This is a genomic window from Streptomyces changchenzhani, from assembly GCF_039766235.1.
Classification (GTDB): domain Bacteria; phylum Actinomycetota; class Actinomycetes; order Streptomycetales; family Streptomycetaceae; genus Streptomyces.
Genome location: NZ_JBDHNH010000008.1, coordinates 396,501 through 410,847, shown reverse-complemented (window position 1 = coordinate 410,847; position 14,347 = coordinate 396,501). Strand labels below are relative to the sequence as shown.

The following is a 14,347-nucleotide window of genomic DNA, read 5'->3' as shown; positions in this document are numbered from 1 at the left end:
GTTGCCTGCGGCGCTGTCCCCTACCCGCCCCTTCCCACAACTGGGGCTCCGACCCAGACCTGGTCCTCAAACGCCGGACGGGCTGAAAGAAATCTTTCAGCCCGTCCGGCGTTTGAGGACACGCCCGAAGGGCGTCCTGGGGTCCGGGGCTTGCCCCGGTTTCGGGAAGGGGCGGGTAGGGGACAAGCCCGCCGCAGGCGCCCCGCACCCGCCACCCGGCCCGCCCCCTACCCCGCCGTCCGCGGGATCCGCTTCTCCCAGCTCCGCTGGAAGACCACCTCGTCCCCCTCCTCGCACGTCACCTCGTTCGACGTGATGAAGTCCGCCGCGTCACAGGCGATCTCGGAACGCGTGGTGACGCGTACGTCCCAGCCCGTCTCCGGGCGGTGCAGCCGGATTGTCCAGTTCGAGCGGGTCCGCGCGCTCAGCGGGTCCGATTCGTTGATCGTGTATGTCTCCAGCGCGTCCTCGGTGAACTCAAGACCGTCCGGGTAGACCCGAGTTCCTCCGTAGCGCGGGTCGACCTCCATGCGCCATTCGCCTGCGGCCACATCGCGGGTGATGAGGCGTTCGGGGCGCTGGTCGGGGTTTTCGGGGAAGGCGACGGCCAGCGGGGTCGACTGTTCCGGCGGGGCGAAGGTGATGGAGTCGTGGGTGGGGGTCCGGACCGGGAGTTCCAGGGTGCTTCCCCCGGGGGCGAGGGTGAAGCCCGCCGAGTCCGCCTGTGGCCAGATCCAGGGCCAGTACGCCGACGAGACCGACAGCCGGATGCGGTGGCCGGGCGGGAAGCTGTGGCCGATGCCGTTCAGCTCGAAGGTGACGTCCTTGGTCGCGCCCAGCGGCCACGCGTCCGCCCGGTCGCGCCCGTTGCGCGCCGAGAGGTTGAGGACGCCCCTGGTGATCAGGGTTGACGCGCCGTCCGGCGCCACGTCGCAGACCCGGGCGACGGCCTGGCCGAACGGGACGTCCATGGTCAGGCGCAGGCGGACCCTGGGGCGGCCCAGGATCTCGATGGCGCTCTCACCCACCGGGAACTCGAAGCTCGCCGACTTCGCGTCCTCCTCCCGCTGGTCGGGCGGCAGATCCGCGTCGTTGGCGAAGGGGAAGAAGCGGCCCGCGTCCAGACCGGTGTGCTGCGGCGAGTCGACGACCACAGGGGCGCCCTGGAGGGCGAAAGGGACGCTGGTGATGTGCGGCGATGGCCAGACCGCGTCGCCGACCCAGCGGCCCGGCAGCTCCTCGTACACCGTCTTCGGCGGATGAGACTCGCTGATCCAGGAGCGCAGCAGCGGCTCGGCCATGACGTCGGTGTCGTCGGCGTCCTTCAGCCAGTGGTCCCACCAGCGCAGCGTCTCCTGGAGGAAGCCGATGGCCGGGCCCGGCGGCAGCCCCCGGTCCGGGTACTGGTGCGACCACGGGCCGATCAGGCCCCGTACCCGGTTGGGATCCAGCTGCTCGACCAGCCGCAGGGCCGTGTCGCGGTACGGGTCGTGCCAGCCGCCCACCGCGAGCACAGCGGCGTCGATCGCGTCGTAGTCCTCGCAGACGCTGCCGTGCTTCCAGTAGTCGTCGCGCGTCTGGTGCGTCAGCCAGGTGTGGATGAACGGCTCGACCTTCTCCAGGCGGGCCAGCCACATCTCCCGCCAGGCGTCGCCCACTTGCGCCGGGTCCGGTGGGCGCGAGACGAAGGCGAGCATGGTCGCCGCCCAGGCGTGCATGTCCACGGCGAGCACCGAACCGCCCATGTAGTGCACGTCGTTGTCGTAGCGGTCGTCCGAGGAGCAGACCGTGACGATCGCCATCAGCGGCTCGGGGGCGAGCGCCGCGATCTGCAGGGAGTTGAAGCCGCCCCAGGAGATGCCGAACATGCCGACCTTGCCGGTGCACCAGGGCTGCTCGGCAAGCCAGTTCACCACCGCGACGCCGTCGGCCAGCTCCGTCGCGTCGTACTCGTCGCCCGGCATGCCCTCGCTGTTGCCGTGCCCGCGCACATCGACCCGCACCGAGGCGTAGCCGTGCCCCGCGTACCAGGGGTGGCGCTGCGCGTCACGTGGCGCCGTCCAGTCGCTCAGCCGGTACGGCAGGTATTCGAGCAGCGCCGGTACGGGCTCCTCGGTCACCGGGCGCCAGATGCGGGCGTAGAGACGCGTCCCGTCGGGGAGCGGGATCCGTACGTCCTCCTGGGTCGTGCGGTACGGGAAGTCGGCGGCGGGACGGACATGGATCTGCATGGGTCACCTCAGTGGACGGGGTGCATGGTGCGCTTGAGCCAGGGAGCGGCGGCGATCACGGCGATGCCGGTCGCCACCGCGATGGCGCCGTTGACGCCGAAGTACGCGGGGTTGGAGACCTCGCCGTACAACTTCACGACCTGCGCCTGAATGCCGTTGGCGAGCGCCAGCGAGAGGAACCACAGGGCCATCGTCTGGCTGGCGAAGGCCTTGGGCGCGAGCTTGGTGGTGGCGGACATGCCGGAGGTCTCCAGGAGGATGTCGCCGAGCCCGAGCAGCAGATACGAACCGACGATCCACCACACGGCCATGCGGTACGAGTCAGCCAGCCGACGAGCGCGAGCAGAGTCGCTACGGCGGCGAAACCCAGGGCCCCGGCGACGATCAGGCGTACAGCTCTGCGCATGCCGTCCGGCGGCAGCGCGAATTCGGCGGAGGCCTTGCGCCCGGCCAGGTGACGGCGGCCGAGTACGTACTGGATCAGACCGAAGGTCATGCCGATCGCGGCGGCCGAGAAGCCCCAGTGCCAGCCCTTGTGGTCACCGAGCCAGCCCGTGATGAGCGGGCCGAGGAAGGCGCCGATGTTGATGCCCATGTAGTACAGGGCGAAGCCGGCGTCGCGGCGGTCGTCGTCGGTGCGGTAGAGCTTGCCGACCATGCTGGCGACATTGGGCTTGAGCAGGCCCGTACCGGCGCTGATCAGGCCGAGCCCCACCCAGGTCATGCCGTCGGTGGGGACGGCCATCGAATAGTGGCCGCAGGCGATGAGGATGCCGCCCCACAGCACGGCGCGGTAGGAGCCGAGGATGCGGTCGGCCAGCCAGCCGCCGGCCACGGCGACCAGATAGACCATGGTTCCGTACGCCGCGGAGACCGAGGCGGCGGTGGACGGGTCCATGCCCATGCCGCCGTCGGAGACGGCATCGGCGAAGTACAGGACGAGGATGGCCTGCATGCCCAGGAACGAGAAACGTTCCCAGACCTCCAGGCCGGAGAGGGGCATCAGGCCACGCGGCTGCCCGAAGAAGGCGTGGTCGTCCTCGGGCGGCGGGTGGTCCGCTTCGGTGTCGGGCGCAGTGCGGGACAAAGGGTTTACTCCAGGTGGTATGCGCTGAATATGAACATACCGGGGCCCATTGGGCTGTGCGCGGGGCGACGGGAAGGCGCTCTCGGTGATCGAAAGCCGACCGGATACGCTGACTTGAGTTGTGGACAGCGACAGATCGACAATCCGTGTGATCGTCAGCAGACAGGAGTATCCCTCGTGACCGTCGTCGGGCCGTTCGGACTGAGCGTGCGGGACCAGGCTCTTGAGACCGATGTGCAGGCGGGATTGGCGGCTGTCGAGGAGGGACTGCTCGACGCCACCAAGAGCGAGGTCCCCTTCATCACGGACGCCGCCCGACATCTGGTGCGGGCGGGCGGCAAGCGGTTCCGTCCGCTCCTTGTCATGCTGGCCGCGCAGTTCGGTGACCCCCACGCGCCGGGCATCGTGCCCTCCGCCGTGGTGGTCGAGCTGACGCATCTGGCGACGCTCTACCACGACGATGTGATGGACGAGGCGGATGTACGCCGCGGAGTGGCCAGCGCCAACGCACGCTGGGGCAACTCGGTCGCGGTGCTCACCGGTGACTTCCTGTTCGCACGGGCGTCGCACATACTGGCCGATCTCGGACTCGAAGCCGTACGTGTCCAGGCGGAGGCGTTCGAGCGCCTGGTCACGGGGCAGATCCTGGAGACATCGGGGCCGCGCGACGGCCGCGACCCGGTTGATCATTACCTGGACGTCATCGCGGGCAAGACCGGCTCGCTGGTCGCCGTCTCCGGGCGGTTCGGCGCCATAATGTCGGGCGCCGACGAGGGTGTCGTCGACATCCTCACGCAGTACGGCGAGCGGCTCGGCATCGCCTTCCAGCTGGCGGACGACCTGCTTGACATCTCCAGCGAGGGCCACGAGTCGGGCAAGACGCCGGGCACGGACCTGCGCGAGGGCATCCCCACGCTGCCGGTGCTGCACCTGAGGGCGCAGGCGGCGGCGCACGGGCGCCCGGGGGACGTGGAGCTGTGCGAGCTGCTCGGCGGCGACCTCACGGACGACGCCAGGCTCGCGGAGGTGCTGCGGCGCATGCGCGAGCACCCGGCCCTGGAGCAGGCGCGACGCGACACTGTGCGGTACGCGCAGGAGGCCCGCGACATACTGGCACCGCTGCCCGGGTGCTACGCGAAGTCGGCTCTTGAGGAGCTGTGCGACACCGTGGTGCACCGCGCAGGATGACATGGCGCCGGAATGTGACGCAGATCACGTTCCTGGGTTGAGTCCGGGCTGAGATCCACCTCGTACATATGCCCAGATGCCGTCGCAGGGGGCGATGGCACGGGATACGGGGAGAATTTCGGTCATGAGCGACATCGTGCAGCGACGACGTACCCGCAGGACCATTCTCATTGCCACCACCGCGGTCGCGGCGGCGGCGGGCGTCACGCTCACCGCACTGCCGGCCATCGCCGACACCACCACCAGTAGCGATGCCGCCTTCTTCGCGGCGAGCCTCAACGGCGCCAACGAGGTACCCGTACCGGGCGGTCCCGTCGCGGGCGACAAGGACGGCGCCGCGCTGGAGTTCCTCAAGGTCGAGGGCAGCACGGTGTCCTTCGCCGTGAAGTGGCGCGGCACCGACCGGCCGACCGCCCTGCATATTCACCAGGGCGGCAAGGGCGTTAACGGCGGCGTCAAGATCGACTTGACCGACCAGCTCGGCAAGAGCGAGAGCAAGGGCAAGAGCGGGAGCAAGGGGAAGAGCCGCAGCCTCACCGGGTCCGTCGAGGTCAAGGACTCGGCGCTGCTCGACGCGTTCAAGGCCGGTCCGACGGGCTTCTACGCGAACCTCCACACCGCGGAGTTCCCGGGCGGCGCGGTACGCGGCCAGTTCCACAAGGTCACCCATGCCTTCGATTTCGGCCACGCGCTGAACAGCGTCCAGGCCCCGGTACTCAGGGGCAAGCAGATCTACGAGTGCAAGAAGGGCACGGACGGGAAGTTCTCGTTCCAGCAGCGCGACGTACGGGCCGTACTCGCGGGCGGCATCGCGCACTCCTTCGTCGAGCCGAACTCCGGCACCCCGCAGTGGATCGCCCCGGACCGCAGCGCGGTCACCGGCACAGTGATCTCCAGGACGCCCAACGGCGCCACGAACATCCCCGAGCTGGACCTCCAGGCCCAGCAGTCGGGCAAGGAGCGCGGGCTGCTCGCTCACACCGGCGAGATCCTGCGACTGAACACGGTGGGCGGCGTTGCGCCGGCCGGTAGCTGCACGGAGGGCTCGCTCGCCGCGGTCTCGTACCAGGCCGACTACGTCTTCGTGCAGCGCTGAGCCGACGAACCGTACGAGATAGCTGCAAGGGGCACCGGCGTCTTTTCCTGTCCGACGGGGGAGACGCCGGTGCTTTGTGTCATACCGCAGCAGTAGACGGAGTTGATCCCGGGGGTTGACGCTTTGCACCCGCCGATTTGGTCAGATTGGGACCACCACTCCCCACCAATTCGGGTGAGAATGGCGGCGCGGGGAGTGGGGGTCCCCCCACGCATTAGGCAGTGGGGGATGAGTGCAACTGACGACGGCCGCCAACCACGGAGGTAGAGCACACATGGCACCGAACGACAGCGCGCAGCCCACCGAGGAGACCAAGGGCTTCGTGGCGAGCCGGCGCAAGGCCGCCCGCTACATCGTCCCGGTCGCGGTGGCGGGGGTGGCGGCGGCAACCATCGGGCTCGTACCGGCGCTCGCCAGCTCCGGCGACCCCGACCTGCCGAAGATTTCCGCGCAGCAGCTGATCGAGAAGATCGCCGCGTCCGACACCCAGCAGCTCTCCGGCACCGTGAAGATCAGCACCGACCTGGGCATCCCCTCGCTGGGCGGCCTGGCCGAGGGTCTGGCGAGCAGCATGGGCCCCAAGGACGGCGGCGAGGGTGCGTCGGCCGACCCCAAGGACAAGCTGATGGAGCTCGCCTCCGGCACGCACACACTGCGGGTCGCGGCGGACGGTCCTGACAAGCAGCGGGTGTCGATCCTCGACGACGCCGCGGAGTACAGCCTGATTCACAACGGCGGCGAGGTCTGGGCGTACGACAGTGCCTCGAACGCGGCCTTCCACGCGAAGGCGCCTACGGGCGCCGGGGACTCGGGCAAGGGTTCCGGCAAGCAGGAAAAGCTGCCCGAGGGTGTCCCGACCACCCCGAAGGCACTGGCGCAAGAGGTCCTGAAGGCCGCGGACGACACCACATCGGTGACCGTCGACGGCACGACGCAGGTCGCGGGCCGCGACGCGTACCAGCTGCTCATCAAGCCCAAGCAGGCCGGCTCGACGATCGGCGCCATCAGGGTCGCGGTCGACGCCGACAACGGCGTACCGCTGAAGTTCACGCTCTCGCCGAGCAGTGGCGGCAAGGCCGCGATCGATGCGGGCTTCACCAAGGTCGACTTCGGCAAGCCGTCCGCGGACACCTTCAAGTTCAGCCCGCCCAAGGGCGCGAAGGTGACCGAGGGCGACGATGTGAAGGAGCAGGGCAAGGGCGACAAGGGCTTCGACGAGTTCAAGCAGGACTTCGAAGGCGGCATGGGCGGCGCGGGCGATCTGCCCCAGGGTCTCGATGACCTCCAGGGGCTCAACGTCCTCGGCGAGGGCTGGTCCTCGGTCGCCGTGATCAAGTCGCCCGAGGGTGAAGGCATGGCGCCCAAGGCCGAAGGCAAGACCGGTGAGAAGGGTGACCTGCCGCCGGAGGCCGGGCAGTTCCTGGACGCGCTGGGCGACAAGGTGTCCGGCAAGTTCGGTACGGGCACGGTCTTCTCGACCCGCCTGGTCAACGCCCTGATGACGGACGACGGCACGGTGTACGTCGGCGCGGTCACCAAGGACGCCCTGGTCAAGGCCGCCAACGAGGCCAAGTAGCGAGAGTAGGCAGGTAGGTAGATGGAGGAGCTGTCCGCCGCAGGTGGGGCCGTGATCGATACCCGCGGGCTCACCAAGCGTTTCCGCGGCGGGCAGCTCGCCGTCGACGGCCTGGACCTCACCGTCCCGGCCGGCAGTGTGTTCGGCTTCCTCGGGCCCAACGGCTCGGGGAAGACGACCACCATCCGGATGCTGATGGGCCTGATCGGGCCGACGTCGGGCACGGCGACGATGCTCGGCAGACCCGTGCCGCGCGCCGTGCGCACGGTGCTTCCCGAGGTGGGCGCGCTCATCGAGGGGCCCGCGCTGTACGGCTTCCTGTCCGGCCGCGACAACCTCATCCGCTACGACTCCGCCGACCCGGCCGCCGACCCCCGCACCCGGAAGATCCGGGTCGCGGCGGCGCTCGACCGGGTGGGTCTCACGGCGGCCGGGGCCAAGAAGGCCAAGGCGTACTCGCTGGGGATGAAGCAGCGGCTCGGGCTCGCGTCCGCGCTCCTCCAGCCGCGCAGACTGCTGGTGCTCGACGAGCCGACCAATGGCCTCGACCCGCAGGGCATGCGGGAAATCCGGTCGCTGGTACGGGAGTTGGCGGCGGATGGCACCACGGTCTTTCTCTCCTCGCATCTGCTCGACGAGATCGAGCAGGTCTGCACCCACGCGGCGGTGATGGCCCAGGGGCGGCTGCTCGTCCAGGGCCCGGTCGCCGATCTGGCGGCCGGTACGCACGGGCGCCTCGCCGTCACCACCTCCAGCGGGCCTCGCTGGAGGACGCCTTCGTCGCGCTGACCGGGGAGGGCTTCGATGTCGCGGGCTGAGACGCTGAACCAGGGCCGCCCCACGGGCCGCCGCGCGCTGTGGACCCTCGGCCTCTTCCGGTCCGAGCTCAGCATCACCTTCCGGCGCTGGCGCACGCTCGCGCTGCTCGCGGTGCTGGCCGCCGTGCCCGTACTGATCGGCATCGCCGTGAAGATCGAGACGAGCGACGGTTCGTCGATCGGAAGCGGTGGCGGCGGCGGTGGCGGCGGAGAGGGCCCCGCCTTCCTCGCCCAGATCACCAACAACGGTCTGTTCCTGGTCTTCGCGGCGCTCGCCGCGACCCTGCCCGTCTTCCTGCCGATGGCCGTCGGCGTGATCGCGGGCGACTCGGTCGCGGGCGAGGCGAACGCCGGCACGCTGCGCTATCTGCTGGTCGCCCCGGCCGGACGTACCCGGCTGCTGCTCGCCAAGTACGCGGCCGCCATGGCCTTTTGCCTGGTCGCGACCCTGGTGGTGGCGGTGTCCGCGCTGGCCACCGGCGCGCTGCTCTTTCCGCTCGGTGACGTCATGACCATCTCGGGGACGCAGATCGGATTCGGCGAAGGGATGGTGCGAGCGGCGCTGATCGCGGCCGTCGTGGCCGCGTCACTGACCGGTCTTGCGGCCCTCGGCCTGTTCATCTCGACCCTCACCGGCAGCGGCATCGCGGCGATGGCGGCGACGGTCGGACTGCTGATCACGGTGCAGATCCTGGACACGATCCCGCAGTTGCACGCGATCCACCCGTATCTCTTCCCGCACTACTGGCTGTCCTTCACGGACCTGCTGCGCGAGCCGCTCTACTGGGACGAGGTGCAGAAGAACCTGGGGCTCCAGGGGCTGTACGTGGCGGTGTTCGGCTCCGCGGCCTGGGCGCGCTTCACGACGAAGGACATCACGGCCTGAAGTCGCGCAGAAGGTTCGCGTGACACGGCAAAAGGAGGGGGCCCCGCTGTGCGGCGGGGCCCCGTACGGGATGTCGTCGAGCTGTCCCCCGACTCGGCTCGACACGACACGTACCGTTTCCTCAAGGCATTGTTCGGGTTTGGACGAAGGGCTGTCAACACGGACCGGTTCGTACCGCCCTATGCTCACCGAATGGCCACACCAACTAGTCCGCCGGGCCCGCCCAACCCGCAGCGTCGCAGCGAGAAGTCGCGACAGGCGATCCTCATCGCGGCCCTGGAACTGTGCGCGGAAAAAGGGTACGGCGGGGTCACCGTCGAGGCGATCGCGGCGAGTGCCGGGGTGAGCAAGAAGACCATCTACCGCTGGTGGCCGTCCAAGGGCGCGGTGATGCTCGAAGCCGTCACGGACGGGGTGGAGGGCGGCACACCGTTCGTCGACACCGGCGACCTCGCGGCGGATCTGCGGACGCATATGACGGGTCTCGCGGTCCTGTTCGCCACCGCGCCGTACGGTCCCGCGTACGCCGGCATCCTCTCCGAGGTGCTGCACGACGACGCGCTGGCGCGGACGCTCAACGAGCAGTTGATCTCGCAGCGCTTCGCCGCGGCGAAGGACCGCTTGCGCAGTGCCCAGATACAGGGCGAACTGCCGGAGGACGCCGACCTCGAACTGGCCGCGGAGATGCTCTACGGCCCGCTCTACTACCGCTACGTCCTCCGGCAGACGCTGCACAGTCCCGTGCGTATCGGGGAACTGATCGACCACGTCCTGCGTGCTGTCAGGAAGTGAGCCGCAGGGGGCTTTCTCAGAAGGTGAGCTTCCAGCTGTCGATGTAGCCGGTGTCCTGCGCGGCCACGTCCTGGGCGCGCAGCTTCCAGATGCCGTTGGCCGTCTCGCTCGACGCGTTCACCGTGTAGGTGGTGATGACGTTGTCCGCCGAGTCGTTGCTGCTGGAGTTCTTCAGCCGGTACGCCGTTCCGTCGGGCGCCAGCAGGTCGAGCACCACATCGCCGCGCCAGGTGTGCTTGACGTCCACGCCGACCTTGAGCGCGGCGGGAGCGTTGCCCGTACGGCCGGCGATGGTGACGGACGAGGTGACGGCCGCGCCGTTGTCGGGAATGGCGACATCGGCGGCGTTCTCGTAGGAGTCACCCGGCGGCGTGGTCGGCTCGGTGCCCAGGGTCCAGATCGCGTGGGCGATCGCGTCGCTGTTGCGGTCCAGGGCAGTGTCGTTGATGTTCGCCGTGGTGTCGCACGAGGAGTGGTAGCAGCGGTCGAAGGCCTGGCCCGAGGTGCCGCCCCACTTCTGCGCCTGGGCGCTCGACTTCGTACGGCTGGCGCCGGTGAAGAGGCCGCCCACCGGGATGCCGACGTTCTTGAAGCTGGCGTGGTCCGAGCGGCCGTCGCCCTCGGTCTCGATCTCGGTCGGGACGCCGAGGCCGGTGTAGAAGTCCTTGAAGGTCTTCTCGATGGCCGGGTCGTCGTCGTAGACGAAGTAGCCGGGGTTCGGCGAGCCGATCATGTCGAAGTTCAGGTATCCGGAGAACTTCGAACGCTCGGTGCTGGGAAGGCTGTTGACGTAGTACTTCGAGCCTACGAGCCCGAGCTCCTCGGCGCCCCACCAGCCGAACCGCAGATGCTTCGTGGGCTTGAGCTGGGCGCGGGAGACGGCGAGCGCGGTCTCCAGGACGGCGGCCGAGCCGGTCCCGTTGTCGTTGATCCCGGCGCCCGAAGTGACCGAGTCGAGGTGTGCGCCGGCCATCAGGACCTGGTTCGCGTCACCGCCCGGCCAGTCGGCGATCAGGTTGTAGCCGGTTGCGCCGCTGGACGTGAACTGCTGCACGGAGGTGGTGAATCCGGCGGCGTCCAGCTTGGCCTTCACATAGTCGATGGACGCCTTGTAACCGGGCCTGCCGTGCGCGCGGTTGCCGCCGTTGGCGGTGGCTATCGACTGGAGCTGGTTGAGGTGCGCCTTGACGTTGGCTATCGGTATGTCGGGGGCGGCGAGCGCGGCCCGCGGGGCAGCGGACGCCGACGGCGCGGTGGCGGCGAGCAGCCCGGCGAGTGCGAGTACGGCCGCGGCTGCGGTGCGTCTGGACGTGGAGAGATTCATGTGGGGGCTCCGGATTCCGTGGGGACAGGACGGAACGTGCGAGACGCCCCGCGATGGGTGTGACGCGGGGCGTAGGAGCTGTACTGGAACTGGTGGTGCGCTGTGCGTGCTGCATATTCGGCGCGGGCCCGATGCCCAGTCAAGAGCGGAAACCGGTCACTGGTGTTCGTATATCGGCACTGTGTGCGTTTTCAGCGGACTGCCGGGTCCCCGGCGGTCGTGTCCGGTGGGCCGCCGGGTCCTCGGTGGGCCGCGTCAGTGCAGGCAGAACTCGTTGCCCTCGGGATCGGCCATGACGAGCCACTCCCCGCCCGGCTCCTTGACATGGTGCAGGACGCTCGCGCCGAGGCCTTCCAGGCGCGCGACTTCGGCGTCCCGGGTGCCCTGGGCGGTGTGTACGTCGATGTGGAGCCGGTTCTTGCCGGTCTTCGCCTCCGGCACGTGCTGGAACAGCAGACGGCGGCCGAGGCCCGTGCCGCTGTCCGCGTCGTACGGGTCGTCCGGATGCCGGACGGCGACCAGTTCACGCCACGCGTCGCGGCCGTGGAATTTCACCGTGGCTTCACGCGGTACGGCGCCGAGGCCGAGGAGGCGCTCGATGAGGGCGCTGTTGTCCTCCACCTGGTAGCCGAGGGTGGCGGCCCAGAAGTCGGCCTGGGCGTGCGGGTCGGCGGCGTCGATGACGAGTTTCCAGTGCAGTGTCATGGCACCAACATGTACTGGCTACCTGGCGGCGGCCGCAATGGACGCGCCAGGACTGACTCTGCGTAGGCCGCAGGGCCGTCCGGTCGTCTTCGATCCCGGCGCGCTCTGCCTGGAGTTGACCGGGGCTGCTACTTCACCGGCTCGCGAGGCGGCGTGACCACGGCCTCGGTGACCACGCCGTCCGTGACCACGCCGTCCGTGACCACAGCCTCGGGGCCGGCCGCGGAAACGGTGTCCGCGAGTGCGGCCGTGGCCGCCCGCGCCGCCCGCAGCCGCACCGCGTCCGCCCTGCTGCGTCGCGCCGTACGCAGCGCGTCCCAGGTCAGGAGGGCCAGCGCGGCCCAGACCAGGGCGAAGCCCGCCCACCGCTCGGGCGGCATGGCCTCGTGGAAGTACGTGATGCCCAGGACGAACTGGAACACCGGCGCGAGGTACTGCAGCAGCCCCAGCATCGACAGCGGCACTCTGATCGCCGCCGCGCCGAAACAGACCAGCGGGACGGCCGTCACCAGCCCGGTCGCGGCCAGCAGCGCCGCATGACCCATGCCCTCCGTGCCGAACGTGGAGCCGCCCTGCGAGCCCGTCCAGAGCAGATAGCCGAGCGCGGGCAGGAAGAGGATCGCGGTCTCGGCGGAGAGCGACTCCACCCCGCCGAGGTTGACCTTCTTCTTGACCAGGCCGTACGTCGCGAACGAGAACGCCAGCGTCAGGGAGATCCACGGCGGCTGCCCGTACCCGATGGCCAGCACGAGCACGGCCGCGAAGCCGATGCCGACGGCGATCCACTGGGCGAGCCGCAGGCGTTCCTTGAGGAGCAGGACGCCCATGGCGATGGTGACCAGCGGATTGATGAAGTAGCCGAGGGAGGCCTCGACGACATGGCCGTTGTTGACTGACCAGATGTACAGGCCCCAGTTGACCGTGATGACCGCCGCGGCGACGGCGATGAGCGCCAGCCGGCGGGGCTGGCGTATCAGCTCGCCGACCCACGCCCAGCGGCGCAGCGCCAGCAGGGCGACGGCGACAAAGACCAGCGACCAGGCCATGCGGTGGGCGAGGATCTCCATCGCGCCGGACGGCTTGAGCAGCGGCCAGAACAGCGGGACCAGGCCCCACATCCCGTAGGCGGCGATGCCGTACAGCAGGCCGGTCCGCTGCTCGCTGATCGTCTTCATAAGTCTCCTGCCCCGCACCCGTTGTCGCGACGACGGTAACGCCGCCCCCGCCCGCCTGTCATGTCCGTATCGCATGACGGTCATGACAGGGGGCCGTTTGTGGCGCGGGTCAGGCGAGCGCGGCGGCGACGGATACCGCGAGCGGGGTGGTGGGCCGGCCGATGAGCCGTGCCAGATCGCCGCTCGTCCCGGCGAGCCGCCCGCGCGCGATCGCCTCGTCCACGTCGACGAGGATCGCGGCGAAGCCCTCGGGGAGACCGGCTCCGACCAGGATCTTCTGGTGCTCGGCGGCCGGGACGCCGGTGTACGAGACGGCCTTGCCGGAGGCCTTGGCGACCTCGGCCGCGTACTCGCTGAAGCTCCAGGCGACGTCGCCGCTCAGCTCGTACGTGCGCCCCAGGTGGGTGCCGATGTCGCCGAGCAGGACGGCTGCGGCGCCGGCCGCGAAGTCGGCGCGCGCCGCGGAGGCGACCCGGCCCTCGCCCGCGTTGGTGACGACGGCGCCGTGCTCAAGGACCACACCCAGCTGGGCGGTGTAGTTCTCGGTGTACCAGCCGTTGCGCAGGAAGGTGTAAGGCAGTCCCGAGTCGAGGATCAGCTGCTCGGTGACCTTGTGGTCGTCGGCCAGCAGGAAGTCGGCGTCGGGCCCGCCGAGGACGCCGGTGTACGCGAGCTGCGCGACCCCCGCCGCCTTGGCCGCGTCGATCACCGCGGTGTGCTGCGGGACGCGCTGGCCGACCTCGCTGCCGGAGATCAGCAGAACGCGGTCCCCGGGGCGGAAGGCGCCGACCAGGGTCGCGGGCTCGCTGTAGTCGGCGATCCGGATCTCCACCCCACGCGCCGCGAGGTCCGCCGCCTTCTCCTTGCTGCGTACGACGGCGGCGACGGTGCTCGCCGGTATCTGGGCGAGCAGCTCGTCGATGACAAGACGGCCCAGGGCGCCAGTGGCTCCGGTGACAACAATGCTCATGGGTGCTTTTCTCCTGTTCGCGGGGGTTCGCGAACTCACCCTACGATGTGCACTAACTGGAAGTAAGTACCCACCTTAAAGTAAGGTACCTCCATGGGAGTATGTATGGAGCCGAACGTCAATCACGCTGCCTGTCCTTCGCGGCAAGTGCTGGAGCACGTCACCAGTCGCTGGGGCGTGCTCGTGCTCGCCACCCTCCTTGAGCGTTCGTACCGCTTCAGTGAGCTCCGCCGCGAGATCGGCGGGGTCAGCGAGAAAATGCTGGCCCAGACCCTCCAGACGCTGGAGCGCGACGGCTTCGTCGACCGCGACGCCAAGCCCGTGATCCCGCCGCGCGTCGACTACACGCTGACGGATCTCGGCCGGGAGGCGGCCGATCAGGTGTGGGAGCTGGCGCGCTGGGCCGAGGCACGGATGGAACTGGTGCTCCGGGCGCGTGAGACGTACGACGAGGCCCGGCCCTGAAGTGAACTCCGGGCCGGGCCTCGTGGTGGGGCTA

The 14,347-nt window shown here is 69.5% G+C and carries 11 protein-coding genes and 2 pseudogenes; 7 read left to right on the top strand and 6 right to left on the bottom strand.

Annotated features, from left to right (window positions below; all coding sequences use genetic code 11):
- Positions 1-227 precede the first annotated feature (227 nt).
- Both ABCR94_RS26055 and ABCR94_RS26050 read right to left on the bottom strand, forming a co-directional pair.
- Positions 228-2,231, bottom strand: a complete 2,004-nt coding sequence (locus ABCR94_RS26055) for a CocE/NonD family hydrolase (protein ID WP_347122443.1) — start codon at positions 2,229-2,231, stop codon at positions 228-230.
- Positions 2,232-2,239: 8 nt separating this feature from the next.
- Positions 2,240-3,318, bottom strand: a pseudogene (locus ABCR94_RS26050) (peptide MFS transporter).
- Between the two features lie 177 nt (positions 3,319-3,495).
- On the opposite strand from ABCR94_RS26050, the gene ABCR94_RS26045 reads away from it, so the two are divergent.
- The 6 genes and pseudogenes from ABCR94_RS26045 to ABCR94_RS26020 all read left to right on the top strand — a co-directional run bounded on the left by ABCR94_RS26045 (position 3,496) and on the right by ABCR94_RS26020 (position 9,674).
- A complete protein-coding gene (locus tag ABCR94_RS26045) occupies positions 3,496-4,506 on the top strand; it encodes a polyprenyl synthetase family protein (protein WP_347122442.1) in 1,011 nt (336 codons plus the stop codon).
- A gap of 124 nt (positions 4,507-4,630) precedes the next feature.
- Entirely contained in the window at positions 4,631-5,602 is a 972-nt protein-coding gene (locus tag ABCR94_RS26040; protein WP_347122441.1) for a CHRD domain-containing protein, read from the top strand.
- Between the two features lie 274 nt (positions 5,603-5,876).
- Entirely contained in the window at positions 5,877-7,178 is a 1,302-nt protein-coding gene (locus ABCR94_RS26035; RefSeq protein WP_347122440.1) for a LolA family protein, read from the top strand.
- Positions 7,179-7,199: 21 nt separating this feature from the next.
- A pseudogene (locus ABCR94_RS26030) lies at positions 7,200-7,996 on the top strand (ABC transporter ATP-binding protein).
- On the top strand, positions 7,983-8,882 hold the full coding sequence (locus ABCR94_RS26025; protein ID WP_347122439.1) for an ABC transporter permease: 900 nt from the start codon (positions 7,983-7,985) through the stop codon (positions 8,880-8,882). The pseudogene ABCR94_RS26030 and the gene ABCR94_RS26025 overlap by 14 nt, the downstream one beginning before the upstream one ends.
- Before the next feature lie 192 nt (positions 8,883-9,074).
- Positions 9,075-9,674 carry a TetR/AcrR family transcriptional regulator gene (locus ABCR94_RS26020; RefSeq protein WP_347122438.1) on the top strand — a complete coding sequence of 200 codons (600 nt, stop codon included), beginning with the start codon at positions 9,075-9,077 and terminating at the stop codon, positions 9,672-9,674.
- 16 nt (positions 9,675-9,690) lie between these two features.
- On the opposite strand, the gene ABCR94_RS26015 is transcribed toward ABCR94_RS26020, so the two are convergent.
- The 4 genes from ABCR94_RS26015 to ABCR94_RS26000 form a co-directional block, all read right to left on the bottom strand.
- Entirely contained in the window at positions 9,691-10,998 is a 1,308-nt protein-coding gene (locus ABCR94_RS26015) for a M28 family metallopeptidase (RefSeq protein WP_347122437.1), read from the bottom strand.
- A 255-nt stretch (positions 10,999-11,253) separates the two neighbouring features.
- The gene (locus ABCR94_RS26010) at positions 11,254-11,703 is read right to left on the bottom strand and encodes a VOC family protein (protein WP_347122436.1); all 450 of its coding nucleotides are present in this window, start codon (positions 11,701-11,703) and stop codon (positions 11,254-11,256) included.
- 128 nt (positions 11,704-11,831) lie between these two features.
- Positions 11,832-12,878, bottom strand: coding sequence for an EamA family transporter RarD (gene rarD, locus ABCR94_RS26005; protein WP_347122435.1), 1,047 nt, complete (start codon positions 12,876-12,878; stop codon positions 11,832-11,834).
- A 109-nt stretch (positions 12,879-12,987) separates the two neighbouring features.
- Positions 12,988-13,848, bottom strand: a complete 861-nt coding sequence (locus ABCR94_RS26000; protein ID WP_347122434.1) for an SDR family oxidoreductase — start codon at positions 13,846-13,848, stop codon at positions 12,988-12,990.
- Positions 13,849-13,941: 93 nt separating this feature from the next.
- On the opposite strand from ABCR94_RS26000, the gene ABCR94_RS25995 reads away from it, so the two are divergent.
- Complete coding sequence (locus ABCR94_RS25995) at positions 13,942-14,313, top strand: winged helix-turn-helix transcriptional regulator (protein ID WP_347122433.1); 372 nt, start codon at positions 13,942-13,944, stop codon at positions 14,311-14,313.
- Positions 14,314-14,347: the final 34 nt, after the last annotated feature.